The organism is Thermomonospora curvata DSM 43183 (assembly GCF_000024385.1).
Taxonomy (GTDB): Bacteria; Actinomycetota; Actinomycetes; order Streptosporangiales; family Streptosporangiaceae; genus Thermomonospora; species Thermomonospora curvata.
In genome coordinates, this window is record NC_013510.1 from 1,261,409 (window position 1) to 1,285,785 (window position 24,377).

Genomic DNA, 24,377 nt, shown 5'->3' on the forward strand with positions numbered 1-24,377 from the left:
GAACGGAGACCATGGGCGATTGGCGAATCGACGGTTTCACCGAGATACGCGAGCTCGGCAGGGGCGCGCAGGGCCGGGTGGTGCTGGCCCGGCACGAACGGTCGGGCACTCCCGTGGCCATCAAGTACTTGGGCGCGGGTGCGGACCGGTCGGCCCGCGAGGCCTTCCGGCGGGAGGCCCGGTTGCTGGGACGGGTCGATGACCCGCATGTGGCCCGGCTGTACCGGCTGGTCGAGAAGGCCGAGGGCATGGCCCTGGTGATGGAGGCGGTCAACGGCGTCTCCCTGCAACGGATCCTGCAGGAGTACCAGAGGCTGGAGCCGGAGGCCGCGCTGGCGGTGCTGAGCGGGTCGCTGCACGGGCTGGCCGCCGCGCACGCCGTCGGAGTGGTGCACCGCGACTACAAGCCCGCCAATGTCGTGGTCCCGGCCGACGGCAACAGCAAGCTGGTCGACTTCGGCGTCGCCGCCCTGGCCGGCGAGGGCACCAGGGGCGGCACGCCCCTGTACATGGCGCCGGAGCAGTGGCGGGGCGGCCCGGCGAGCCCGGCCACCGACGTGTACGCCGCGACTTGTGTGTTCTACGAATGCGTCACCGGTCGCCGCCCGTTCAGTGCGGGCAGTTCGGCGGAGCTGGCCGCGCTGCACCTGAACGCGCCGGTGCCGGTGGCGGACCTTCCCGAGCCGCTGCGGCCGCTGGTCGAACGCGGCATGGCCAAGGACCCCGCCGACCGCCCGGCCGGTGCGGCCGCTTTCGCCGCCGAACTCCAGGAGGCCGCACGGGCCGCTTACGGCGATGACTGGCTGGAGCGGGGCGTGCGACGCCTGGCCGGGGCCGCCGCCGGGCTGGCCGCGCTCTTCCCGCTGGCCGCGCTGGCCCTCCCCTCGGGCGCGGCCGGGACGGCGGGCGCCGCGGTCGGTGCCGCCGGGGGCGCCGGCGCGGCGGGTTCTGTGTCCGCCGGGGCGAGCGCGGCGGGCCAGGGGCTGCTCGCCGCCGTCGGGACCAAGGCGGCCGCCGGCGCCGTGGCCGCCGTCGTGGCCGGCGGCGTGGTCACCGGGGCGGCGATCTATGCCGGGACGAGCGAACGCCGGGCCGATGCACCGGTAAGGCTCCAGGTGACGGCGACCACGGCCGCGCTGAACCGGACGCTCTCTTTGAGCGAGGGCCGTCTGGAGCTCAGGAACGGGCAGTACCCGCAGATCAGCGGGCACCGGGACGCGCAGACGCAGCGCCGTGTCAACGAGCTGCTGCGCGCCCCGGTGGAAGACCAGCTGGCCTTCATGCGCGAGGCCATCGAGTCGAACATGAGGAACACGCCGGGATGCAACTCCCGGAACTCGCAGCTGACATCGCGCTTCAGCTTCGGGGTGCGAGGCCCGGCGCTGCTGTCGGGACGGTACCGCTTCGAACACCGGACCGATTGCTACCAAGGCGGTGAGCTGGCCGTCACCGTCACTGTGGACCTGCGGACCGGGCGCAGGCTGCAACCCGCCGACATCCTGCGCCCGGAGATCCTGAACACCCCGGCCGGACAGCGGCGGATCAACCAGCGGATCGACCGCTACTGGCGGAACCGGGATCCGCTGAACCCACCCCTGCCGATCACCTTCTCCCCCTACCGCCCGCCCAAGTTCGGCGTCCCCGAGCAGTCGGTCGACGATGGGGGGCAGCTGACCCTCGGCGTCGGGCATCTGGAGATCGTCTGGGGGTGGACCAGCGGCGGCTCCACCATCGCAGGCCCGGTGCGCATCCCCTACCACGATGCGGCGGACCTGCTCAGGCCCGAGATCCTCGCCGCCGTGACGGGTTCTTCCGCCTCGCCCTCACCGTCGTGACCTTCCCTCCGTACCTCCTGGTGGGCAGTCCTTGCCGGCGGCTGCCGCGCGCCGGGATGGGCCGGTCGGCCGATTCCCGCGCACCGGGGCGGGCAGGCTGCCTGAACAGGCCGCAAGGCAGAAGGCGGAGGGCGACAGTGGGTGCACGGATTCACGGTGGCACGGGGATCGGCCCGGGGTTTCTGCTGTGGCGGGCCGCCTTGCGCTGGCAGCGCGAGGTCACCTCGGCGCTCAGGCCCTTGGGCCTGACCCATGTGCAGTTCGTCCTGCTGGAGGGCCTGTGGCGGTTCGACGCCCAGGGGCGCTGCCCCAGCCAGCGGGAACTGGCCGACCGGGCCGGCACCGACGTGATGATGACCAGCCAGGTGGTGCGGGTGCTGGAGGGCAAAGGGCTGCTGCGGCGCGCGGTGGACCCCAGCGACGCCCGCAAACGGGTGCTGACCATCACCGACGAGGGACGCGGGCTGGCCGAGCGCGCGATCGAGGTCGTCCGCGGCACCGACGACGCCTATTTCGCCGGCGTCCCGGACCGCGCCGCGCTGCTGGTGGCGCTGACCCGGCTGGCCTTTCCCGGGCATTGACCGTTCCGGCCGCGGCTCCGATGACCCCCTCGCCGAGATCGAAGGGAGCCCTGACGGGGCGGGGCGTCGATTCATGCGAGACGGCGACGGTCCGGTCGCGCGATGATGGGCACGCGTCCGCGATCGGCGCGGGCCGGGCGAAGCGGGGTGGTTCTCATCGTCGTCGTGGTCGGGGCAGCGATCATCCGGGCGGGCCGGCTGCTGGCCGCCCAGCGGGCCGAGCCGGCGCACCTGGCGGGCGGCTGGGAACTGCCGGGCGGCAAGGTCGACGCGGGAGAGTCGGAGACCGATGCGCTGATCCGCGAGTGCTATGAGGAGCTGGGCGTCAAAGTCCGGCCGGGCGCGCGGATCGGCGGCGACTGGCCGCTGGGCGGCGGGGACGATGTGCTGCGGGTGTGGACCGCCGAGATCGTCGAGGGGGAGCCGCGGGCCCTGGAGCACCTGGCGCTGCGCTGGCTCGGCCCGTCGGAGCTTTACGAGGTCTCCTGGCTGCCGGGGGACCTGCCCGTCATCGATCTTCTGCACGACCACCTGCGCTGACGGCGCACCGCCGGGGAGGCCACCCCATGGCGCCACGGCTGTGAATCCTCGCCGGAATACGCGGTGGACGGCCGGGTGTTGGCCTTCTGGCGGACAGAGGCGGGCACGGGGCGGGGTCGTCCCGCACTCATCCCCTTCGTGCTTTCCGCGGTGGGAGCCGTCTGTGGCGGCCCGTAGAATCGAGCCTGCCGCGCCCGTCTGCGGCGGCTCCGACACCCAGATCCGAGGCGAGAACGCATGCCCCTTTCCACCCGCGACGACCTTCGCAACGTCGCGATCGTTGCTCATGTCGATCACGGCAAGACCACCTTGGTCGACGCGATGCTCTGGCAGTCCGGGGCCTTCCGCGACAACCAGGACGTGGACGAGCGCGTCCTGGACTCCGATGACCTGGAGCGGGAGAAGGGCATCACGATCCTGGCCAAGAACACCGCCATCCGCCGGAACGGGATGACGATCAACATCATCGACACTCCCGGCCACGCCGACTTCGGCGGCGAGGTGGAACGCGGGCTGTCCATGGTGGACGGGGTGGTGCTGCTGGTGGACGCCAGCGAGGGGCCGCTGCCGCAGACCCGCTTCGTGCTGCGCAAGGCGCTGGCCGCCGACCTGCCGGTGATCTGCGTGATCAACAAGACCGACCGGCCGGACGCGCGGATCGACGAGGTGGTCGATGAGGTCTATGAGCTGTTCATGGACCTGGAGGCCACCGAGGAGCAGATCGACTTCCCGATCGTGTACGCCTCCGGGCGGGCCGGGCGGGCCTCGTTGAACAAGCCCGGCAACGGCGAGCTGCCCGACAACCCCGACCTGGAGCCGCTGTTCCAGACGATCCTGGAGACCATCCCGGCGCCCACCTACGACCCCGACATGCCGCTGCGGGCCCATGTCACCAACCTGGACGCCTCCAGCTACCTGGGCCGGATCGCGCTGTGCCGGATCCACTCGGGCACCCTGAAGAAGGGCCAGCAGGTCGCCTGGTGCCGCCGGGACGGCGGCATCGAGAAGGTCAAGATCACCGAGCTGCTGATGACCGAGGCGCTGGAGCGCAAGCCCGCCGACGAGGCCGGCCCCGGCGACATCGTGGCCATCGCCGGCATCCCGGACATCATGATCGGGGAGACGCTGGCCGACCCCGACGACCCCCGCCCGCTGCCGCTGATCACCGTGGACGAGCCGGCCATCTCGATGGTGATCGGCACCAACACCAGCCCGATGGTGGGCCGGGAGAAGGGCACCAAGGTCACCGCCCGCCTGGTCAAGGAGCGGCTGGAACGCGAACTGGTGGGCAACGTCTCGATCCGGGTGCTGCCCACCGGGCGGCCGGACGCCTGGGAGGTGCAGGGCCGCGGCGAGCTGGCGCTGGCGGTGCTGGTGGAGAACATGCGCCGGGAGGGCTATGAGCTGACCGTCGGCAAGCCCCAGGTGGTCACCCGCGAGATCGACGGCAGGAAGTGCGAGCCGGTCGAGCGGCTGACCGTGGACGTCCCCGAAGAGTACCTGGGCGCGGTCACCCAGCTGCTGGCGGTCCGCAAGGGCCGCATGGAGCAGATGACCAACCACGGCACCGGCTGGGTGCGGATGGAGTTCCTGGTCCCGGCCCGCGGCCTCATCGGGTTCCGCACCGAGTTCCTGACCGAGACCCGCGGCACCGGCATCGCCCACCACGTGTTCGAAGGCTATGAGCCGTGGTTCGGCGAGCTGCGCACCCGGCCGTCCGGTTCGCTGGTGGCCGACCGGGCCGGGGTCGCCACCGCGTTCGCCCTGCTGAACCTGCAGGACCGCGGCACCTTCTTCGTCGGCCCGGGCACCGAGGTGTATGAGGGCATGGTCGTCGGGGAGAACTCCCGCGCCGACGACATGGACGTCAACATCACCAAGGAGAAGAAGCTCACCAACATGCGCTCCTCCACCGGGGAGGAGCTGGAGCGACTGACCCCGCCGCGGGTGCTGTCGCTGGAGGAGGCGCTGGAGTTCATCCGCGAGGACGAGTGCGTGGAGGTGACCCCCGGCGCGATCCGCATCCGCAAGGCGGTGCTGGACGCCAAGGAGCGCGAGCGCATCCGCGCCCGGGCCAAGCGCTCGGGCTGACCCCACCCGCGGGGCCGGTGAACGGCGAAACCCGCTCCACGCCGAGCGTGGAGCGGGTTTTTCCGTTCCTCCGGGCCGCACCGCCCGAGACTGCGAAGTCTTCCGCCGTCACCGGCCGCCTGCGGCGGGACGCCGCAGGGCTACTGCAGGGTGCGGCTGTCGCGGATGTCCTTGAGATCCTCGCTGATCTTGAACATGACGATCAGCATCTCCAGGTAGACCCTGGCGACCATGACCGAGAAGAACCAGATGACCGGCGAGAGGATGATCAGGAACAGCCCGCCGACCGCGGCGCCGCTGCTGCCGTCGGCCATCATGGCGAAGCCGCTGACCACCCAGAAGACGGAGGCCACCGAGGTCAGGACCAGGATCAGCACGTAAAGGAACTTGATCAGCTTCGGCGCCACGAAGTTGTCGAAGCTGAAGTCGAACAGCGATCCGAAGAAGCCCTTGTCGTTGTCGTAGCGAGGGCCTGCCGGCGGCTGGTATCCGGCGGGCTGGGGGTAGGGCTGCTGGGGCTGCCAGCCGCCGGGCTGTCCCGGTCCGTAGGGGGTACCCATTCAGTGAACTCCTGACTGCTCCTGGTCGATCCGTGTGATCCAGATCATGTGTGCGGGGGCGGGCGACGCACGACCATACCGGATCCACACCTCGATATTCCGTTGTGAAGACGAATGCTGACCGGAATGTTGGCCGTCGGTGACAAACCGATCGCCGGTTCAGACGGTCAGGTCAGCTGCACGGTTCCGGTGACGTCGGCCGCCAGGCGGAGCTGGTCGCCGTCGTGCAGCGGCGCCTCCACCCCGCGCGGCAGCCGCTCGCCGTTGACGAAGGTCCCGTTGGTGGAGCCCTCGTCGCGGACCCAGGCGGCGCCGCTGGGGTCCAGCCACAGCGTCGAGTGCCGGCGCGAGACGTTGTCGTACTGGATGAACGTGGAGGCCACCGGGGACTGCCCGGCGTCCCGGCCGAGCACCAGATGCTGCCCCACCGACACCTTCACCTCACCCGAGGGGAAGATCACCCGCAGCACCGGGGTGCGCTGGCGGATCGGGCGCAGGCAGTTGTCGCACTGGACGGCCGCCGGGTTGCTCAGCACCGCCTCACAGTGCGGGCACATGAACGCCGTGCTGTCGGAGGCCGGACCGCGCTGCCCGGCGCTCTCGTCCGGCGGCAGCAGCGTCGCCTCCCGGCCGTGCGGCGGCGGGGTGAACGACCGGCCGCCGTGCTGAGGGGGCGGCGTCTGGTGGTCGGCCGGTCCGTGCGGCACGCCCGGGTAGGGGGGCTGCTGGTGCGGCGGGGGCGCCTGGTGCTGGGCGGGTGACCAGTTCTGGCCGCCTCCCGCCGTGCCCTGGGCTCCCTGGTCGGACGGCCAGGCGGGGCCGCCGCCCTGGGCGGGCGGCCAGTCGGCGCCGTGCCCCGGCCTGCCGCCCTGGGCGGGCGCCCAGTCCTGGCCGGCGGACGGCCCGCCCTGGCCCAGTGCCGGGGCGCCCCAATCCTGGCTCTGCGGCGGGTGCTGCGGCGAGTGCTGCGCCGGCGGCCAGTCGCCGCCCGGCCCCTGGCCCTGCGCCGACGTCCCCTGACCCCAGTCGTGGGCGGGCTGCTGGGGGGAGCGCCAGTTCTCGGCGGGCGGCTCGGGCCGGCCGGGCTGGGGCGAAGGCCCCCACATCTCCTGGCCGGGCAGGCCGGGCGGCTGCTGGTGCTGACCGTACTGCGGCTGGGGAGGGGCCTGGTGGGACGGCTGCGGGCCGTAGCCGGGCTGCGGCGCGGGCTGCTGCTCGCCGGCCGTCGAGTGCCGGCGCACCCCGCCCACCCGGGCCAGGTTCGCCCCGCAGGACATGCACAGCACATCACCGGGCTGGAACGGCTCATCGCAGATGGGACAGGTGAGTTCGCTCATGGCCGCCAGGACACCTCCCCCGCTCGTATTCCGGCCTGTTCCAACATCGATGTGAGGTGATCAAGATCACCTCGTCGCGGGATCCCGATGTAGTACACCCGCCTTCCCTCCGGCCCTTCGTCGACGGAAACCTGCACCCGGGGCCGTGCCTCCGCGCAGGAGGCGGCGTCCTCGGACCCCTGGCCGCGGGCCGGCGATCCGTATCGCTCACGACCCAGGGCGGTCAGTGGCACGATGCGTTGATTCGCCGACCCCTTCCAGAGTAGAGAGCCCTGGCCGGGGTGTCCCCCTTCCGGTCTCACGGGATTGAGTCGGTCTATGTACGGCCCCGTGATGACAGCGTCGCACAAATCCAGAATGTCGCGGGTCGTGGCCGAACGGGAGAGCCGGGAGTAGACGTACCCGCTGTAGACGAGTATGTCCACCGGCCGGTTTCCCCGCCAGGCGTGGATTCCGCGCAGCAGCGCCGCCAGCGCCCGCGGCTGCTGGAACGGCTCGCCACCGGAGATCGTCACCCCGTCCGGCAGGGCGGGCAGCGACTCCAGCCACCCCAGCACCGCCTCCACCGGCACCGCTTTGCGGGGGTCGGGCTCCCAGGTGTCCCGCGACAGGCAGCCGGGGCAGCGCAGCGTGCAGCCCTGCGTCCAGATGCCCGCCCGCGTTCCCGGGCCCAGCGTGGTGACCGGGTAGTGCGCCTTGGCCAGCAGCAGCGAAGGGCCGCTCACGCCAGATCCAATTGGACGATGCTGCCGACGCGCCGGATGCCGGTCACGGTGATCCGGTCCTCCCGCGTCAGGTCCCGGTCGAACAGGGCGCGCGCCAGCGGGTTGACGAAGTGTGACTCCAGCGCCATGCCGATGCCCCGGCCGCCCTTGTCCAGCTCACTGGTGCACCATTCGCGCAGCGTCTTGCGGACCTCGCCCTTGATGGTCAGGTCCAGCCGGTGCTCCTCGGTGACCCGGCGGCAGATGTTGGCCAGCTGCAGATCGAAGATCCGGTCGGCGGCCTCGGGGGAGATGAAGTTGAACACCACGATGTTGTCGCCGAACCGGTTCAGCAGTTCGGGGCGGTTCAGCACCGTGGTGAAGTGGTCGGAGATGGCCCCTTTGATCCTGGCCTCGATCTCGTCATAGGACATGCCCGGGTGGATGTTCTGCACCCGCCGGCCGGGGGTGAGGGCGCCGTCCACCCGGGTGGCGCCGGCCGCCCCGGGGGAGTCCACGTACATCCCCAGGTTCGAGGTGAAGATCAGGATCGATTCGGAAAAGTGCACGGTGTTGCCGCGCCCGTCGGTCAGCCGGCCGTCCTCCAGGATCTGCAGGAACTTGTCCAGGATCCGCGGGTGGGCCTTTTCGATCTCATCGAACAGGATCACCCGGAACGGGTCCTCGCGGATGGCGTTGGTCAGCTCCCCGCCGGCCTCGTGCCCCACATAGCCGGGCGGCGCCCCGATCAGCCGCTCCCCGGCGTGGTCGGAGGAGAACTCGCTCATGTCGAAGCGCAGGTAGGCCGACTCGTCCCCGAAGATCAGCTCGGTGATCGCCTTGGCCAGCTCGGTCTTGCCGACCCCGGTCGGCCCGGCGAAGAACAGCACCCCGCGCGGCCGGCTGCCGGACCGGGTGGCCTGAGCGCCCGACAGCCCCAGCACCGCCCGTTTGAGGATGTCCAGTGTCTTGGTGACCGCCTGCGGCTGGCCGACCACCCGTTCGGGGACCTTGCTCTCGCCCTCCAGCACCCGCTTGCGCAAATGGCCCCGGCTCCAGGGGTTGTCCAGCACCCCCAGCTTGTAGGTGCGCACCGCGTCCGGCAGGTCCGCCAGGTCCACGTTGCGTTCGCGGGCCAGCCGGGTGACCTCGATCATCGACTGCAGCGTCAGCCCGTCGGCCTGCTCGGCGAAGGCGTCGCAGGCCTCGGCCGCCGCCGGGTCCGCCGACACGTCCCGCACCCCGAACGCCCGGGCCAGCAGCCGGGCGGTCTCCTGCCGGTCGCCCAGGTGCGGCCGCGGAATGGTGATCTCCCGGATGTTGTCGTTGCCGGCCGTCAGCCACGGCGGCAGGTCACCGGGCCGCTCCACCAGCCAGATCACCGGGTTGTACAGCGGCTTGGGCCGCGGCCCGGCCACCCGCACCGGGCGGGCGGTGCGCGAGAGCTTCTCGCAGTAACGGAAGAAGTCCCGCTCGGCCGGCTCCAGGTCGGTGGGGGTGCGCGCGATCCGCGACGCGGAGTCGATCACGAACGCGGCGCGGATCTTCTCCACCGGCCGGGCCACCGCGGCCAGGTGCCGGGTCAGCGCCTCCAGCGAGGGCCGCTCGTCCGGCTTGAGCTTGCCCACCAGCCGCTCGGCCGCCGCGGCCGCCTCCGCCCCGATCTCGTCCTCGGTGTCGGGGTACACCAGCAGCCCGTCCACCGGGTCGTAGATCACCAGGCAGGAGTAGCCGCTGGAGCGCAGCGCCTCCCACAGCAGATCGCGCAGCGGCAGCAGGCGGGCCGGTCCACCTTCGGGCGGTGGCGGGGCCAGGAAGCTGTCGTACAGGTTCCCCGACAGCACGTACTGGGAGTGCACCGACAGTGTGGCGTCCAGTTCCCGGATGAACGCCGGCCAGCCCTGCAGCCGTCCCCCCAGCGTTGGCGACTCCGTCATGATCCTCCGCGTTCCCGCCCGCGCTCTCGGGCTCGTTGCCTCGTCCGGGCTCTAGTCTGCCGTGCCCGGGAGACCACCGGCAGTTCGTGCTCTCCCGGCTCGGTCCGCCAGGTCACGGTGGAGCCGATCCCGGCGGCGGCCAGCCTGGCGCGGGCCTGCTCGAACGCCTGGCACCACTCCCGCTCCCGTTCGGCGTCCCGGCGCCGGTCCTCCTCGCTCTCGGGCGGCCGGGTGCGGACCATCGCGGCCCTGATCGTGCGGGCGTCCTCCACCCGCATCTTCACGCTGTGGTCGCTCCAGCCGCCGCGGCTGAGGATCAGGGTGCCGTCGTGGGCGGTCATCGTCTCAAAGCCCGCCTCCACCCGGTACCCCATCTCCTCGAACGCGGCGGTCACGGCCTGCAGCACATACCGCCGCTCGGCCTCGGCCTGCTCGGCGGCCTCCCGTTCGGCGGCGCGGCGCCGCTCGGCCGCGCGGCGCGCGGCGGCCTGCTCGTTGGCCCGCTGCACCCGCAGCCGCACCTCGGCCAGCAACGCCTCGGCCTCCCCGTCGGTGGCCGCCTCGGCCAGCCTTCCGGCGGCCTCGGTCACCGGGCGCCGCTCCTCGGCGGAGACATCCGGGGCCAACCGGGCCAGCACCCGGGCCAACGTGTGGGCCCGGCGTCGCGCCTCGGCCTCCCGGTCGTTTCCGGGCCGCGGCGCGGGCGCGTCCAGATCAGGGCGCAGCCCATCGGCGGGGACGCTGAAGACCCGCCCCGCCATATCGGCGGCGCGCCGTTCGCTGATGCGGCGCTCCGCTTCGGCCAGCGCCCGGTCGGTGGCGGCGCACCAGGCGGTCAACTCCTCGGCGGATCGGTCGCCGGGCGGCAGCGGTGCCGGCAGCGGCACCTGGATCCCGGCCTCGCGCTGCGCCTCGGCCAGCACCGCGATCCGGGCGTTGCGGTCGATCACTTCCCGGATGGCGCGGTCCTGCCGCTCGGCCTCGGCCAGCGCCGCGGCCCGCTCTTCGGCCCGGCCCTGGGCCAGCGCCGCCAGCGCCTGCGCCCCCGCCGCGGTCAGCCCGGCGGCCTTGCCCGCCGCCCGGGTCATCCCCAGGCTGAGGACGACCGCCGCGTCCAGCGCGATATCGGCCTCGACCCCGCTACTCATACCGTTCCTCCAGGGCTGCCGGCGGGCGTCCCCAGGGACGCCTGCCGGGCGCGCTCGTGTTCGGCCTTCCAGCGGTGCAGCCGCAACCCGGCCGCGACCAGGTGCGCGGCCGCCGCCGCCACCGGCACCAGCAGCCACAGCAGGCCGGCCATCGCCGTCACCATGCTCAGCAGCAACAAGATGATCAGCAGCGGGATGGTCCCGGCGAGCAGCAGCAGCCCGCAGCCCCGCCGTCCGGTGCGCCGTGCCGAGGCCGACATGACCTGCGAGGCTCTCGACAACCCGCGGCCGGATGCGCCGAGCACCTTCGACAGCCACGACCAGGGGCCATAGGGCAGGTAGTCGCGGCCCTGGGCGCGGGCCAGCAGTACCTCCGCGCCGCATTGGACGGCCCAGGCCACCACCGACACCGCCACCAGCAGCCCGAACGGCATCCCGCTTCCTCCGTGGAAACTGAAGGTCCCGGTGGCCTCTTGAGAGTCATCGGGTTTGGAGATCCCGCTCACCAGCCAGCTGCCGAACAACCACATGGCCAGGATCGGCAGGGTCCACCCCACGGCGCGGGCCACCGCCGAGCCACGGCCGGCCAGCCGCCGCCGTTCCAGCTCCTCCCAGTGCCGGGTGCGTTCGGCCAGCCGGCGTTCGGCCAGCCGGCGCTCCTGGTCGGCGGCCTGGGCGGCCATGGCGGCCTCGGGGGCGGCCCGCACCACCGCCAGCAGCCGCAGCGGATCGCCGCCGCGGGGATCCGCCGCCCCGGCCCACTCCGCCAGCCGCTCGAACCACGGGACCGCACCGCCGGCGGCGGCGCGGGCGCGGGCGGCGGCGTCGGCCAGCGACGCCGTGGTCTGCTCGGGGGCGGCGGCCAGCGCCAGCAGGGTCAGCAGCACCACCGGAGGGTCGTCGGCCGGCGCGTCCGCCTCGGGACCGGCCAGACCTGCCTGTGGCAGGCGCACCTGTGCGATCGGAGGGCGGGGCTGCGCCGGGGCCTGGCCGTGGCGTTGCGGGCGGACCAGCCGGTTCCACTCGGCGACGTGCGCCCGCCACCGGTCGTCGATCGCCCGCAGCTCGGCGGCGCCCTGGAACTTGGCCAGCTCGGGCAGCAGCCGGTGCTCCCACAGCGCCCGGCCGATCAGACAGGCGGCGCGGTGGTCGGGATGGCGGGCATCGCCCGCCAGCGCGGCCAGGCGGGGCAGGTCCGCGGCGCTCATCCGGCGGCCCAGGTAGTGCGGCGGCAGCGTCGGGTCCAGCCAGCGCACCAGATGCAGCACTTTGACGTTCGGCGGCAGCCCGGTCGCCAGGTAGGCGTCGATCAGCTCGATGCGGCTGTCGTCGGGGAAGCGCCCCAGCCACTCCCGCAGCGCCCGCCAGGCCTCTCCGTGCTCGCCGCGGGCGAAGAAGTAGCGGGCCGCGTCCTCCCACCGCTCCACCAGGGCGCGGGCCAGCTCGGCCCGGTCGGTGAAGCGCCGTCCGGCGAACGGCAGGCCGGAGCCGTCGGGCTGCGCGAAGGAGCGCGGCTCGGCGGCCACCGGCGGGGACTGCCCCGCCAGCCACGCGGTGACCTGCTCGGCGCCCCAGCGGTGGCGGGGGTCGCGGGTCAGCAGCCCCTGGCACAGCAGCCGCAGCCGCGGGTCGGCCACGTCGGAGTTGTCGATCGGCCGGGTGGCCAGGTGGTCGACCACCACGGTCTCGCTCAGCCCGGCGAACGGCGGCCGCCCGGTGGCCAGCTCCCGCACGATCATGCCCAGCGACCACCAGTCCCGCGCCGGGGAGACCTGCCCCGACAGCGACTCGGGGGCGGCGTAGGCCAGCGTCCGGGACGAGGAGGCGAACACCACGCTTTGGTCCAGCACCTTGCTGAGCCCGAAGTCGGCGATCGCCACCTGCAGCGGGTCGGAGGCGGTCACCAGGACGTTCTCGGGCTTGAGGTCGCGGTGCACGATGCCCGCCCGGTGCAGCGCCTGCAGGCCGGCGGCCAGCTGCGCCACGATCGCGGCGACGGTCTGCGGCGGCAGCGCCTCGCCCGGCCGCGCATCCAGCATGGTGCGCAGGTTGCCGCCGGGGGCGTACTCGCTCAGCTCGTAGTCGCGGCCGTCGGCGTGCCCGGTCTCCAGGATCTGCACCACGTGCGGGGAGGTGAGCTCCGGCAGCTTGGCCCACACCTCGCGGTCGGCGGAGTATCCCCGCCGGAACACCTTGACCACGTACCGGCGGCCCGCTGCGTCCCGCACCAGCAGCAGGTCCGATTCGGCGCCTTGGACGGGCAGCTCTCCCACCACGGTGAAGCGCCCGGCCAGCGGCCCCGGCAGCCGGATCAGCGGATCGGCGGCGGGCTGCGGGGCGTCCCGGCGGGTGGCCGAGGGATCGGAGCGCGCTTGGGGGACGTGCGGGTCCCGGTGGGTCACCGCCGGGTCTCGCCGGGTCCGGTGCGGGAAGTCCTCGAACTCGGCCACTTACCGCTCCGTTGGTGCCGCCGTGACCGGCTCCCGTTCCGCGGGCCCGCCGCGCCCGGCCCGGAGCGGGCGGACGGCGTCCCGCCGTACCGGCGCACGCGCCGGAACGGGGAGCCGGCGATGGTGGGAGGGGTTCACTCAGGTGAGCCTAACGCGCCGGTTCAGATCTTGTCCCTGATGACCCGAAGGTGCTCCACGCCCTTGAAACGGACCACCATCGCCTCCATCGCGATCCGCACCAGCAGCGCCTCAAACAGCCACACCAGCGGGCAAGCGATGATCATTATGACCCCCCAGGCCCAGCCGTCGTCCCAGGTGGCCATCCACAGTCCCAGGAAGAAGAAGACCAGGCACTGCAGGCTGATCAGCAGCAGGGCGACGATGTACCACAGCCTGATCAGCTTCGGGGTCACCAGGTGGTTGAAGCGGGTGTCCAGCAGCGCCCCGATCACGCCCTTTTCGGGGGGCGCCGGTCGTCTCTCCCAGGCGCCGGGCGGGGGAGCGGCCGGCCCCGGTCCGTGGGACGGCCGGGCACCCGGCTGCGGAGGGGGGAAGGGACCGGTGCCGCCGCTCGCCCCGGGGCCGGGGGCGGGGCCGGGACCGTAAGGGCCGGAGGGGTTGCTCATCGCCTGGCTCTCCATGAACGAACGTGCCTACGGGGGGCGCCGGCAGGGCGGCAAGGCCGACTCTAGAACGGTTCCCCCGCGGCGGGGCGTGACGCGCCCGGGGACGCCACATCCGCGTGTCCGCATCGCCCCGCGAGAAGGGCCCGCGGGGCCGTTCGAACATAGAGATAAGTGATCGGGTCCATAGGCGTCTGGCATGACGCCAGTATCCGGGGGTACCATGCCACACCTTGTGGCCAGGGTCACATGATTGGTCTGGCTGTTGTATGTATCACAAGGTCAGGCTGGTGGCATATGGTCGCCTAACCAGCAGCGGGTGCACTGCATGTAGCCGTGGTGCGACACGGCCTTGGACGTGCGGACGGATCCCGTACGAGCGAAGACCTGAAAACTGGGGTGCTATCGATGAGCACTGTGGAGGCGCCGGCCAAGAAGCGTGCGCAGATCTCGGCGCGCACGCTCCGGACCGACAACTGGCGTAGCTATCCGATCTTCATCGTGGTGCTCTTCACCACCTGGGTGGCGTATGCGACCGTCCGGGCGATGATGGGCAAGTACTACTGGGTCGATGAGTACAACTATCTGACCCCCTTCTACTCACCCTGTGTCAGCACCGAGTGCGTACCCGGCTCGGCGCACTTCGGCACCTTCCTTCCCGAGCTGCCGTTCTTCATCCCGTTCGCGGCGGTCTCCCTGCCGTTCCTGCTGCTGTTCCGCCTGACCTGCTACTACTACCGCAAGGCCTACTACCGCAGTTACTGGCGGTCCCCGGCGGCCTGCGCGGTGCGCGAGCCGCACAAGAAGTACACCGGGGAGCGGCGCTTCCCGCTGGTCGCGCAGAACCTGCACCGCTACTTCTGGGCGGCGGCGGTCATCATCTCCATCATCAACACCTATGACGCGCTGCTGGCCTTCACCGACTCCAACGGCGACTTCCGGATGGGGCTGGGCTCGCTGATCCTGCTGGGCAACGTGATCCTGCTGTGGGGTTACACCCTCTCGTGCCATTCCTGCCGGCACATCGTGGGCGGGCGGCTGAAGAACTTCTCCAAGCACCCGCTGCGCTACCGCGCCTGGACGCTGGTGTCCAAGCTCAACGAGCGGCACGGCCAGTACGCCCTGATCACGCTGGGCTCGCTGGTGGTGGCGGACCTGTACGTGGCGCTGGTGTCCGGCGGGGTCATCTCCGACCCGCGCATCATCTGACCCCGCGCATCCTTCCTGACAAGGACTGATCATGACCGAGATCGAAAGGCATTCCTACGACGTCGTCGTGATCGGCGCCGGCGGGTCCGGGCTTCGTGCGGCGATCGAGGCACGTCTGCAGGGCAAGAAGACGGCGGTCATCTCCAAGTCGCTGTTCGGCAAGGCCCACACCGTGATGGCCGAGGGCGGCGCCGCCGCCGCGATGGGGAACGTCAACCCCAACGACAACTGGAAGGTGCACTTCCGGGACACCATGCGCGGCGGCAAGTTCCTCAACAACTGGCGCATGGCCGAGCTGCACGCCAAGGAGGCCCCGGACCGCATCTGGGAGCTGGAGCACTGGGGCGCGCTGTTCGACCGCACCAAGGACGGCAAGATCAGCCAGCGCAACTTCGGCGGCCACGAGTACCCGCGCCTGGCGCACGTGGGCGACCGCACCGGCCTGGAGCTGATCCGCACCCTGCAGCAGAAGGTGGTCGCGCTCCAGCAGGAGGACCACCGCGACCACGGCGACTATGAGGCCTACCTGAAGGTGTGGCCGGAGACCACCATCACCCGGCTGCTGGTCAAGGGCGGCAAGATCGCCGGGGCGTTCGGCTATGTCCGCGAGACCGGCAAGTTCGTGGTGTTCGAGGCCCCGGCGGTGGTGCTGGCCACCGGCGGCATCGGCAAGAGCTTCAAGGTCACCTCCAACTCCTGGGAGTACACCGGGGATGGGCACGCGCTGGCGCTGCTGGCCGGTGCCACGCTGCTGAACATGGAGTTCGTCCAGTTCCACCCCACCGGGATGGTCTGGCCCCCCTCGGTGAAGGGGATCTTGGTCACCGAGTCGGTGCGCGGCGACCGCGGCATTCTCCTCAACTCCGAGGGCCGGCGGTTCATGTTCGACTACATCCCCGAGGTGTTCAAGGAGAAGTACGCCACCACCGAGGAGGAGGCCGACCGCTGGTACGACGACCCCGACAACAACCGGCGCCCGCCGGAGCTGCTGCCCCGCGATGAGGTGGCCCGGGCCATCAACGCCGAGGTCAAGGCCGGCCGCGGCTCCCCGCACGGCGGGGTGTTCCTGACCGTGGTGGGCCGGATGCCCGGCGGCGCCGAGGAGATCAAGCGGCGTCTGCCGGCCATGCACCACCAGTTCAAGGAGCTGGCCGACGTCGATATCACCAAGGAGCCGATGGAGGTCGGCCCCACCTGCCACTACGTGATGGGCGGGGTGGAGGTGGACCCCGACACCGCCGCGGCCGTCGTGCCGGGCCTGTTCGCGGCCGGCGAGTGCTCCGGCGGCATGCACGGCTCCAACCGGCTGGGCGGCAACTCCCTGTCGGACCTGCTGGTGTTCGGCCGCCGCGCCGGGCTGGGCGCCGCCGAGTACGTCGACTCCCTGGGCGATGACCGTCCCGTCCCCGACCAGGAGGAGATCGACTACGCCGTCGCCGAGGCGCTGGCGCCCTTTGAGCGCAAGGGCGGGGAGAGCCCGTATGCGGTGCACGCCGACCTGCAGCAGACGATGAACGACCTGGTCGGCATCATCCGCACCGAAAAGGAACTGCAGCTGGCGCTGGAGAAGCTGGAGGAGCTGCGCGCCCGGGCGGCGAAGGTGTCGGTCGAGGGCGGCAAGGGCTACAACCCCGCCTGGCACCTGGCGCTGGACCTGCGCAACATGCTGCTGGTGTCGGAGTGCATCGCCAAGGCGGCGCTGGAGCGCACCGAGAGCCGCGGCGGGCACACCCGTGAGGACTACCCGCAGATGTCCCCCGAGTGGCGCAAGGTCAATTTGATCTGCCGGCTGGTCGGCAAGGCCGACGACCCGCGGGTGGAGATCAAGCGCCAGGAGATGGAGCCGATGCGCGAGGACCTGCTCGCGCTGTTCGACGTCGAAGAGCTGAAGAAGTACATGACGCCGGAGGAACTGCCGGCCGGGATGCGGGCCGCTGCCGGGGCCGAGGAGGACGACAAGTGAGCTACCAGGCGAAGTTCCGGGTCTGGCGCGGGGACGCCGGCGAGGGCGAGCTGGTCGACTACACCGTCGAGGTCAACGAGGGCGAGGTCGTCCTGGACGTCATCCACCGGCTGCAGGCCACCCAGGCGCCCGACCTGGCGGTGCGGTGGAACTGCAAGGCCGGCAAGTGCGGGTCGTGCTCGGCGGAGATCAACGGCATGCCGCGCCTGATGTGCATGACCCGCATGTCCACCTTCTCCCAGGACGAGACCATCACGGTCACCCCGATCCGCACCTTCCCGGTGATCCGCGACCTGGTCACCGACGTGTCGTTCAACTACGAGAAGGCCCGGCAGATCCCGGCGTTCAACCCCGGCGACGCCAAGCCCGGCGAGCTGCGGATGATGCAGGAGGACGTGCAGCGTTCGCAGGAGTTCCGCAAGTGCATCGAGTGCTTCCTGTGCAACAACGTCTGCCACGTCATCCGTGACCACGAGGAGAACAAGCCGGCCTTCGCCGGGCCGCGCTTTTTGATGCGCATCGCCGAGCTGGAGATGCACCCGGCCGACCAGTCCGACCGGCGGCACATCGCCCAGGAGGACCACGGGCTGGGCTTCTGCAACATCACCAAGTGCTGCACCGAGGTCTGCCCGGAGCACATCAAGATCACCGACAACGCGCTGATCCCGCTGAAGGAGCGGGTGGTCGGCCGGCGCTACGACCCGCTGGTGTGGCTGGGCTCCAAGCTCGGCATCGTCAAGAAGAGCCAGGACACGCCCTCGGCCTGAGCTGAGAGTCCGTCCACGCCCCGGAACCTCGCGCAGGTTCCGGGGCGTGTGCGTGAGGACGGGCTTCCCGGGGGCGGCGTGCCCCGGCGACGCCGTCCCCGGGCGGCCGTGTCCCATAGCGCTCCGGCAGCGCGCACGGCACGTTGCAGTCTCTCCCGATCTGTGATGCATGAACTAGGGAGAAGTGCACACATGACGTGATGTAGTGAACCGTATGAACGCCTATGAACCTGGTTCGTTCCTTGCCGTCCTGACCGCCCAGGAGCGCGCCGATCTGCTGCGGCGGGGCAGGGAACGCCGGATGGATCGCGGCGATGTGCTCTTCACCGAAGGGGAGCAGACCACCTGGGTGGCGGTGCTGCTGTCGGGAATGGTGAAGGCCTGCTCGCACGCCGACAACGGCGTGGAGGTGGTGCTGGCGGTGCGGGGACCCGGCGCGCTGCTGGGGGAGGTGTCGGCGATCGACGGGCTGCCCCGTTCGGCCACGGTGACGGCACTGCGGCCGGGGCGGGTGCGGGCGCTGTCGGCCGAGGAGTTCATGGACTTCCTGCACGGCCACAGCCGGGTGTCGGTGCTGCTGATGCGGATGCTGTGCCAGCGCTGGCGGGACGCCGACCGCAAGCGGGTCGAGTTCGGCAGGTACGACACCACCGGCCGGGTGGCCCAGCGGCTGGTGGAGATGGCCGAGCGCTACAGCGAGCCGTACGAGCCCCACCGTCCGCAGGCGCGAGGCGCCGGGGCGAGGGGACCGCAGCCGGCCGGGAGCGTCCAGATCACGTTGAACCTCACCCAGGAGGAGCTGGCCGGCTGGGTCGGCGCGTCCCGTGAGGCGGTCAGCAAGGCGCTGCGCACCCTGCGCAGCCGCGGCTGGATCGAGACGGGACGCCGCCGGGTGATCGTCCACGACCTGCAGGCGCTGCGCCGCCACGCCCGTTGAGAGGGGCGCGACGGCGCAGCCGGGATTCACCTTTTAGGCGATGTTGTTGTCTGCGGCGTACTGGCCGGTGATCTGGCCGAGCCGGTAGTTCTTGACGCGGACGACCGCCTTCATGGTGGCGGAGTTGGCGCCGGCGGGGCTGGGCAGGCCCACGACGGAGTTGATGGCGGGGTTGCCCAGCAGTCCGCAGGTGGAGACCGCCGGGACCGCAAAAGCGTCGTCGGAGATCGTGGTGGTGATCACCGGGACGTTGTTGATGCTGGTCAGCGCCAGGTTCGACAGGTTGGGGGTGATCGCGATGGGGTTGGCCTCGCTGCCGATGTAGCAGTTGTTGCCCAGCAGCCAGTGGTTGAGCTTGATCTTCAGCGGGATGGTCTTGGGCAGGATCGGCGCGGGCTTGATCTGCCCGGCCTGCTGCACCTGGACGGTGATGCCCAGCAGGTCGACCGGCAGCGGCAGCGGGTTGATCGAGATCGGGTCGCTCTTGATCCCGCCCTCGACCAGGGTGAGCTTGCCGCCCTTGAGGCCCATCGCGACGGTGATCTTGACGGGCTTGGTCAGGTCCTGCTTCAGCGAGCCGAGCTTCATCTGCCCCTCCACCAGGTTGATGGAGATGCAGTTCCACAGCAGCGGCAGCGTGCCGGAGGGGAGCTTCGGGCAGTCGGCGAAGTCGGCGTTGCTGGGCTGGTAGGAGGTGTCGGCCTGCGCGGTGGTCGCCGGCCCGGCCAGCAGCCCGGCGGACACGGCCAGGGCGGCCAGTCCGGCGAGCAGCCGAGGACGTCTCATCGGACCTCCGATGGGGTGATCGAGACAGAGTGAATGCCGCGAGCAGCGTAGTGATCATCCCGAGCGCCCGGCTAGCCGGAATGGAGAAAAAGCTTCACTTTCAAAACTGTGCGGAAGTGATGACGGGCGCTTGTGGATCGCGCACGGGATGCGGGCGGACGGGCCGAAAAGACCGCCCGCCCGCCTCGTCTCTCACTTCAGCGGCACCAGGGCCTCGACGCCGGGCGGCAGGGTGCCGGCGCGGGCGGCCTCCCGGATGAAGGACTCCAGCACCCGCTGGAAGGCGCGGGCCGCGTGGGTGAGCGTCACGTCCTTGCGGTGCGCCAGCGCGATGGTGCGCAGCAGTCCCGGCACCGGTTCGGTGCGCCGGGACGAACCGGCGCCCGGTGCGCCCGCCGAGCCGCGCCCGCCGGACTCCTCGGGCGGGTCGCCGATGGCCAGCGGGGTGCCGCGCAGTCCCGGCCGTCCCGCCAGCACCATGCTGGGGACGACGGCCACGCCCAGCCCCGCTTCGACGAAGCGCAGCACGGCGTCCATCTCCCCGCCCTCGACCGCGAAGCGGGGCTCAAAGCCCGCCTGCCGGCACGCCCCGATGGTCGCCTCGCGCAGGTCGTAGCCGGGCCGGAACATCACCAGCGGACGGTCCCGCAGATCCTCGATCCGCACGTACGGGCGGCGCGGCAGCAGGGCGCCGCGGACGGCCGGCGGCCGGGAGCCGTTGCGGCGCGGCGCGGGAGAGGCCACCACCAGGTGCTCGCGCAGGATCGCGGTGGTCTCCAGCGGGGCGTCCCCCGCCAGCGGCAGGATCACCAGCGCCAGGTCGAGCGCGCCCCGGGTCAGCTGCCGGACCAGGTCGCGCGAGCCGCCCTCCTCCACCAGCAACTGGATCCCGGGGTAGGTGTCGTGGAAGCGGCGCAGCACGTCGGCCAGCAGGCCCGCGCACAGCGACGGCGTGGCGCCCAGCCGCACCCGGCCCCGCCGCAGCCCGACCAGCTCCTGCACCTCCAGCCGGGCGGTGTCCACATCGGCCAGGATCCGCTTGGCCAGCGGCAGCAGCGCCTCTCCCGCCGGGGTCAGCGTGATGTTGCCACGCGCCCGGCTGAACAGCGAGGCGCCCAGCTCGGTCTCCAGCGCGCGGATCTGCTTGGACAGCGATGGCTGAGCCACCCGCAACGCCTCGGCCGCATGAGTGAAGTGCCGGATCTCGGCTACGGCGACGAAGTACGCAAGCTGCTGCAACTGCACAGCTTAAGAGCGTACGGGTAGCGAACTCGGCGACATATGCCCGGTCTCGCCGGGAGAGCGAACCTTGTCCCCGCCTGTGTCCTGTGACAGGCCCCCGCGCCGGGGAGAAGGCGCATTGATAGGGGCGCCCCGCCGGTGAATCCCCGTCGACCGGTCCGGGGCGCCCCTGGCTCGAAGGCGCCCGCCGCGCTTTACGACTTCTTCTTGCCGGCGGCGGTGGCGGCCAGGTAGTCGCGGTTGAGCCGGGTGATGGTCTCCAGCGGAATGCCCTTGGGGCAGGCCACGGTGCACTCGCCGGTGACGGTGCAGCCGCCGAAGCCGGCCTCGTCGTGGGCCTGGACCATCTTCACCACCCGGTCATAGCGCTCCGGCTGGCCCTGCGGCAGCAGCCCCAGGTGGGTGACCTTGGCGGCGGTGAACAGCATCGCCGACCCGTTGGGGCAGGCCGCCACGCAGGCGCCGCAGCCGATGCACTCGGCCGCCTCGAAGGCGGCGTCGGCGGCCGGCTTGGGCACCGGGATGGAGTGGGCGTCGGGGGCCGAGCCGGTGGGCGCGGAGATGTACCCGCCGGCCTGGATGATCTTGTCGAAGGCCGACCGGTCCACCACCAGGTCCTTGATCACCGGGAAGGCCTGGGCGCGCCACGGCTCCACGTCGATGACGTCGCCGTCTTTGAACTTGCGCATGTGCAGCTGGCAGGTGGTGGTGGCCCGCTCCGGGCCGTGCGGGACGCCGTTGATCACCAGCGAGCACATGCCGCAGATGCCCTCGCGGCAGTCGTGGTCGAAGGCGATCGGCTCCTCGCCCTCGGCGATCAGCCGCTCGTTGAGGACGTCCAGCATCTCCAGGAAGGACATGTCGGGGGAGACGTCGTCGAGCTGGTACTCGACCATCTTCCCGGCGTCCTCGGGACCCTTCTGGCGCCAGACGCGCAGGGTGATTTTCATGGAAAAGGTCCGTTTTCCTACTTGTACGAGCGCTGGCTCGGCTTGACGTATTCGAACTCCAGGTGCTCCTTGTGGAGGATGGGCGGCTTGCCCTCGCCGGCCCACTCCCAGGCGGCCACATAGGAGAAGTTGGCGTCGTCGCGCTTGGCCTCGCCGTCGGCGTCCTGGGACTCGGCGCGGAAGTGGCCGCCGCACGACTCGGTGCGGTGCAGCGCGTCGATGACCATCAGCTCGGCCAGTTCCAGGAAGTCGGCCACCCGGCCGGCCTTCTCCAGCGACTGGTTGAGGTCGTCGGCCGACCCGGGCACCTTGACCCGCTGCCAGAACTCCTCGCGCAGCGCCGGGATGAGCGTGAGCGCCTTGCGCAGCCCCTCGTCGGTGCGCTCCATGCCGCAGTACTCCCACATGATGTGGCCGAGCTCGCGGTGGAAGGAGTCGACGGTGCGGTCCCCGTCGATCGACAGCAGCCGCTCGATCTGGGCCTTGACCCCGGCCTCGGCCTCGGCGATCACCTCCGCCGGGACCTCGCCGAGCTTGTTGTTGTTGGCCAGGTAGTTGCCGATGGTGTTGGGCAGCACGAAGTACCCGTCGGCCAGGCCCTGCATCAGCGCCGAGGCGCCCAGCCGGTTGGCGCCGTGGTCGGAGAAGTTGGCCTCCCCGATCACGAACAGGCCCGGGATGGTGGACTCCAGGTCGTAGTCCACCCACAGCCCGCCCATGGTGTAGTGAACGGCCGGGTAGATCCGCATCGGGACCTCGTACGGGTTCTCCCCGGTGATCCGCTCGTACATGTCGAACAGGTTGCCGTACTTGGCCTTGACGGCATCGATCCCCAGCCGCTTGATGGCGTCGGCGAAGTCCAGGTAGACGCCGCGGCCGCCGGGGCCGACCCCGCGCCCTTCGTCGCAGACCTTCTTGGCGGCCCGGGAGGCGATGTCGCGCGGCACCAGGTTCCCGAACGCCGGGTACATGCGCTCCAGGTAGTAGTCGCGCTCGTCCTCGGGGATGTCGTTGGGGTTGCGGGTGTCGCCGGCCTTCACCGGCACCCACACCCGGCCGTCGTTGCGCAGCGACTCCGACATCAGCGTCAGCTTGGACTGGTGGTCGCCGCTGACCGGGATGCAGGTGGGGTGGATCTGGGTGAAGCAGGGGTTGCCGAACAGCGCCCCGCGCTTGTGCGCCCGCCAGATCGCGGTGGCGTTGGAGCCCATCGCGTTGGTGGACAGGTAGAAGACGTTGCCGTAGCCGCCGGTGGCCAGCACCACCGCGTCGGCGGTGTAGGTCTTGATCTCGCCGGTGACGAGGTTGCGGACCACCACGCCGCGCGCCCGGCCGTCGGCCACCACCAGGTCCAGCATCTCGTGGCGGGGGTGCAGCTCCACGTTGCCGGCGTCCACCTGGCGCATCAGCGCCTGGTAGGCGCCCAGCAGCAGCTGCTGGCCGGTCTGGCCGCGGGCGTAGAAGGTGCGGGAGACCTGGGCGCCGCCGAAGGAGCGGTTGTCCAGCAGGCCGCCGTACTCGCGGGCGAACGGCACGCCCTGCGCCACGCACTGGTCGATGATCTGGGTGCTGATCTCCGCCAGGCGGTGCACGTTGGACTCGCGGGCGCGGAAGTCGCCGCCCTTGACCGTGTCGTAGAACAGCCGGAAGACGCTGTCGCCGTCGTTGCGGTAGTTCTTGGCGGCGTTGATGCCGCCCTGCGCGGCGATCGAGTGGGCCCGGCGCGGGCTGTCCTGGAAGCAGAACTGGATGACCTTGTAGCCCAGCTCGCCCAGCGTGGCCCCGGCCGACCCGCCGGCCAGCCCGGTGCCGACCACGATGATGGTCTTCTTGCGCTTGTTGGCCGGGTTGACCAACTTCATCTCGAACTTGCGCCGGCTCCACCGTTCCTCGATGGGCCCCTTGGGCGCCTTGGTGTCGGCGATCGGGTCGCCGAGGGTGTAGAAGCTGTCGGTCATGGTCAGTCCACCAATCCCACGGTGACCGCGAACGGCACGGACAGATAGCCGGCGACGAGCAGAACGGAGAACGCGGTGGCGGCCAGGTTGAGGGTGCGCGCCCGCTGCGGGCTCTTGATGCCCAGGCTCTGCACCGCGCTGGTCAGGCCGTGCCGCACGTGGAAGCCCACCGCGATGACCGCCAGGGCGTAAAAGAGGGTCACATACCAGCGCTCGGGGGCGAAGTCGTTGACCAGGTTGTTGTAGACCTCGCCGTCCCGGTAGTCCGGGTGCACCGTGCCGGTCGTCAGGTCCAGGATGTGGTAGATCACGAACAGCACGATGATCACACCGCCCCAGCGCATGGTGCGGGCCGCGTACGAGCCCTGCACCTTGGGACGGTGCCGGTAGCGGGTCGGACGGGCCCGCTTGGCGCGGCGGGTCAGCTGGAAGGCCATCAGCATGTGCAGGCCGATCACCACCAGCAGGCCCACCCGCTGGATCCACAGGAACCACTCGTAGTGCAGGGCCGGCGCACCGATCCTGCGCAACCAGGCGGCGTACTCGTCGATCTCCGCCGGGCCGTAGAAGGCCTTCAGGTTGCCCACCATGTGGACGACGAGGAACAGGATCATCAGGGCGCCGGTGACCGCCATGATCGCCTTCTTGCCGATCGTGGAACGGTACAGCGCCGGAAGCGCGCGGGGTGACGTTTGAACCACGGGGGCGACGGTAAGTCGCCCCAGGTCAGAGCGTCCAAGTCATGAAAGCACTCGTTTC

The 24,377-nt window shown here is 71.1% G+C and carries 20 protein-coding genes; 8 read left to right on the forward strand and 12 right to left on the reverse strand.

Annotation, left to right across the window (positions count from 1 at the left end; genetic code table 11):
- Nucleotides 1-11: 11 nt before the first annotated feature.
- The 4 genes from TCUR_RS24685 (at nt 12) to typA (ending at nt 5,047) form a co-directional block, all read left to right on the forward strand.
- On the forward strand, nt 12-1,835 hold the full coding sequence (locus tag TCUR_RS24685) for a serine/threonine-protein kinase (RefSeq protein ID WP_012851473.1): 1,824 nt from the start codon (nt 12-14) through the stop codon (nt 1,833-1,835).
- A 137-nt stretch (nt 1,836-1,972) separates the two neighbouring features.
- Nucleotides 1,973-2,416 carry a MarR family winged helix-turn-helix transcriptional regulator gene (locus TCUR_RS05455; RefSeq protein ID WP_012851474.1) on the forward strand — a complete coding sequence of 148 codons (444 nt, stop codon included), beginning with the start codon at nt 1,973-1,975 and terminating at the stop codon, nt 2,414-2,416.
- Between the two features lie 102 nt (nt 2,417-2,518).
- Nucleotides 2,519-2,956, forward strand: a complete 438-nt coding sequence (locus tag TCUR_RS05460) for a (deoxy)nucleoside triphosphate pyrophosphohydrolase (protein WP_012851475.1) — start codon at nt 2,519-2,521, stop codon at nt 2,954-2,956.
- A 237-nt stretch (nt 2,957-3,193) separates the two neighbouring features.
- Nucleotides 3,194-5,047: a translational GTPase TypA gene (typA, locus tag TCUR_RS05465; protein ID WP_012851476.1), complete on the forward strand. Its 1,854-nt coding sequence runs from the start codon at nt 3,194-3,196 to the stop codon at nt 5,045-5,047.
- 140 nt (nt 5,048-5,187) lie between these two features.
- Here typA and TCUR_RS05470 read toward each other — a convergent pair whose 3' ends face one another.
- The 7 genes from TCUR_RS05470 to TCUR_RS27435 all read right to left on the reverse strand — a co-directional run bounded on the left by TCUR_RS05470 (nt 5,188) and on the right by TCUR_RS27435 (nt 13,809).
- Nucleotides 5,188-5,607 (reverse strand): DUF4282 domain-containing protein, encoded by a 420-nt coding sequence (locus tag TCUR_RS05470; RefSeq protein WP_012851477.1) that lies wholly within the window; start codon nt 5,605-5,607, stop codon nt 5,188-5,190.
- A gap of 167 nt (nt 5,608-5,774) precedes the next feature.
- The gene (locus TCUR_RS28290; RefSeq protein ID WP_012851478.1) at nt 5,775-6,944 is read right to left on the reverse strand and encodes an FHA domain-containing protein; all 1,170 of its coding nucleotides are present in this window, start codon (nt 6,942-6,944) and stop codon (nt 5,775-5,777) included.
- Nucleotides 6,941-7,669, reverse strand: a complete 729-nt coding sequence (locus TCUR_RS05480; RefSeq protein ID WP_012851479.1) for a 4Fe-4S single cluster domain-containing protein — start codon at nt 7,667-7,669, stop codon at nt 6,941-6,943. Before TCUR_RS05480 ends, TCUR_RS28290 begins: the two co-directional genes overlap by 4 nt.
- Nucleotides 7,666-9,585, reverse strand: a complete 1,920-nt coding sequence (locus TCUR_RS05485) for an AAA family ATPase (RefSeq protein WP_012851480.1) — start codon at nt 9,583-9,585, stop codon at nt 7,666-7,668. The genes TCUR_RS05480 and TCUR_RS05485 overlap by 4 nt, the downstream gene beginning before the upstream one ends.
- The gene (locus TCUR_RS26925; RefSeq protein ID WP_012851481.1) at nt 9,582-10,733 is read right to left on the reverse strand and encodes a hypothetical protein; all 1,152 of its coding nucleotides are present in this window, start codon (nt 10,731-10,733) and stop codon (nt 9,582-9,584) included. Before TCUR_RS26925 ends, TCUR_RS05485 begins: the two co-directional genes overlap by 4 nt.
- A complete protein-coding gene (locus TCUR_RS05495) occupies nt 10,730-13,183 on the reverse strand; it encodes a serine/threonine-protein kinase (RefSeq protein WP_012851482.1) in 2,454 nt (817 codons plus the stop codon). The genes TCUR_RS26925 and TCUR_RS05495 overlap by 4 nt, the downstream gene beginning before the upstream one ends.
- A 161-nt stretch (nt 13,184-13,344) precedes the next feature.
- Complete coding sequence (locus tag TCUR_RS27435; RefSeq protein ID WP_012851483.1) at nt 13,345-13,809, reverse strand: DUF4282 domain-containing protein; 465 nt, start codon at nt 13,807-13,809, stop codon at nt 13,345-13,347.
- A 405-nt stretch (nt 13,810-14,214) separates the two neighbouring features.
- Between TCUR_RS27435 and TCUR_RS05505 the strand changes: the two genes are divergently transcribed.
- The 4 genes from TCUR_RS05505 to TCUR_RS05520 all read left to right on the forward strand — a co-directional run bounded on the left by TCUR_RS05505 (nt 14,215) and on the right by TCUR_RS05520 (nt 18,682).
- The gene (locus tag TCUR_RS05505; protein WP_012851484.1) at nt 14,215-15,015 is read left to right on the forward strand and encodes a hypothetical protein; all 801 of its coding nucleotides are present in this window, start codon (nt 14,215-14,217) and stop codon (nt 15,013-15,015) included.
- A 31-nt stretch (nt 15,016-15,046) separates the two neighbouring features.
- Entirely contained in the window at nt 15,047-16,978 is a 1,932-nt protein-coding gene (locus tag TCUR_RS05510; RefSeq protein ID WP_012851485.1) for a fumarate reductase/succinate dehydrogenase flavoprotein subunit, read from the forward strand.
- Nucleotides 16,975-17,745: a succinate dehydrogenase/fumarate reductase iron-sulfur subunit gene (locus TCUR_RS05515; RefSeq protein ID WP_012851486.1), complete on the forward strand. Its 771-nt coding sequence runs from the start codon at nt 16,975-16,977 to the stop codon at nt 17,743-17,745. Before TCUR_RS05510 ends, TCUR_RS05515 begins: the two co-directional genes overlap by 4 nt.
- A gap of 214 nt (nt 17,746-17,959) precedes the next feature.
- Nucleotides 17,960-18,682 (forward strand): Crp/Fnr family transcriptional regulator, encoded by a 723-nt coding sequence (locus TCUR_RS05520; protein ID WP_012851487.1) that lies wholly within the window; start codon nt 17,960-17,962, stop codon nt 18,680-18,682.
- Nucleotides 18,683-18,715: 33 nt separating this feature from the next.
- Here the strand turns inward: TCUR_RS05520 and TCUR_RS05525 are convergent, their stop codons facing one another.
- The 5 genes from TCUR_RS05525 to TCUR_RS05545 form a co-directional block, all read right to left on the reverse strand.
- Nucleotides 18,716-19,468 (reverse strand): hypothetical protein, encoded by a 753-nt coding sequence (locus TCUR_RS05525; RefSeq protein ID WP_012851488.1) that lies wholly within the window; start codon nt 19,466-19,468, stop codon nt 18,716-18,718.
- A gap of 192 nt (nt 19,469-19,660) precedes the next feature.
- Complete coding sequence (locus TCUR_RS05530; RefSeq protein ID WP_012851489.1) at nt 19,661-20,713, reverse strand: LysR family transcriptional regulator; 1,053 nt, start codon at nt 20,711-20,713, stop codon at nt 19,661-19,663.
- Between the two features lie 191 nt (nt 20,714-20,904).
- Complete coding sequence (locus TCUR_RS05535; protein WP_012851490.1) at nt 20,905-21,660, reverse strand: succinate dehydrogenase/fumarate reductase iron-sulfur subunit; 756 nt, start codon at nt 21,658-21,660, stop codon at nt 20,905-20,907.
- Nucleotides 21,661-21,677: 17 nt separating this feature from the next.
- Nucleotides 21,678-23,618, reverse strand: a complete 1,941-nt coding sequence (locus TCUR_RS05540; protein WP_012851491.1) for a fumarate reductase/succinate dehydrogenase flavoprotein subunit — start codon at nt 23,616-23,618, stop codon at nt 21,678-21,680.
- Nucleotides 23,619-23,620: 2 nt separating this feature from the next.
- Nucleotides 23,621-24,319, reverse strand: a complete 699-nt coding sequence (locus TCUR_RS05545; RefSeq protein WP_012851492.1) for a succinate dehydrogenase cytochrome b subunit — start codon at nt 24,317-24,319, stop codon at nt 23,621-23,623.
- Nucleotides 24,320-24,377: the final 58 nt, after the last annotated feature.

Coding starts and splice junctions, on each gene's coding strand:
- TCUR_RS05535 (WP_012851490.1), bottom strand. CDS start 21,660: ATGAAAATCACCCTGCGCGTCTGGCGCCAGAAGGGTCCCGAGGACGCC.
- TCUR_RS05510 (WP_012851485.1), top strand. CDS start 15,047: ATGACCGAGATCGAAAGGCATTCCTACGACGTCGTCGTGATCGGCGCC.
- TCUR_RS05520 (WP_012851487.1), top strand. CDS start 17,960: ATGAACGCCTATGAACCTGGTTCGTTCCTTGCCGTCCTGACCGCCCAG.
- TCUR_RS26925 (WP_012851481.1), bottom strand. CDS start 10,733: ATGAGTAGCGGGGTCGAGGCCGATATCGCGCTGGACGCGGCGGTCGTC.
- typA (WP_012851476.1), top strand. CDS start 3,194: ATGCCCCTTTCCACCCGCGACGACCTTCGCAACGTCGCGATCGTTGCT.
- TCUR_RS05525 (WP_012851488.1), bottom strand. CDS start 19,468: ATGAGACGTCCTCGGCTGCTCGCCGGACTGGCCGCCCTGGCCGTGTCC.
- TCUR_RS27435 (WP_012851483.1), bottom strand. CDS start 13,809: ATGAGCAACCCCTCCGGCCCTTACGGTCCCGGCCCCGCCCCCGGCCCC.
- TCUR_RS28290 (WP_012851478.1), bottom strand. CDS start 6,944: ATGAGCGAACTCACCTGTCCCATCTGCGATGAGCCGTTCCAGCCCGGT.
- TCUR_RS24685 (WP_012851473.1), top strand. CDS start 12: ATGGGCGATTGGCGAATCGACGGTTTCACCGAGATACGCGAGCTCGGC.
- TCUR_RS05540 (WP_012851491.1), bottom strand. CDS start 23,618: ATGACCGACAGCTTCTACACCCTCGGCGACCCGATCGCCGACACCAAG.
- TCUR_RS05485 (WP_012851480.1), bottom strand. CDS start 9,585: ATGACGGAGTCGCCAACGCTGGGGGGACGGCTGCAGGGCTGGCCGGCG.
- TCUR_RS05470 (WP_012851477.1), bottom strand. CDS start 5,607: ATGGGTACCCCCTACGGACCGGGACAGCCCGGCGGCTGGCAGCCCCAG.
- TCUR_RS05505 (WP_012851484.1), top strand. CDS start 14,215: ATGAGCACTGTGGAGGCGCCGGCCAAGAAGCGTGCGCAGATCTCGGCG.
- TCUR_RS05460 (WP_012851475.1), top strand. CDS start 2,519: ATGATGGGCACGCGTCCGCGATCGGCGCGGGCCGGGCGAAGCGGGGTG.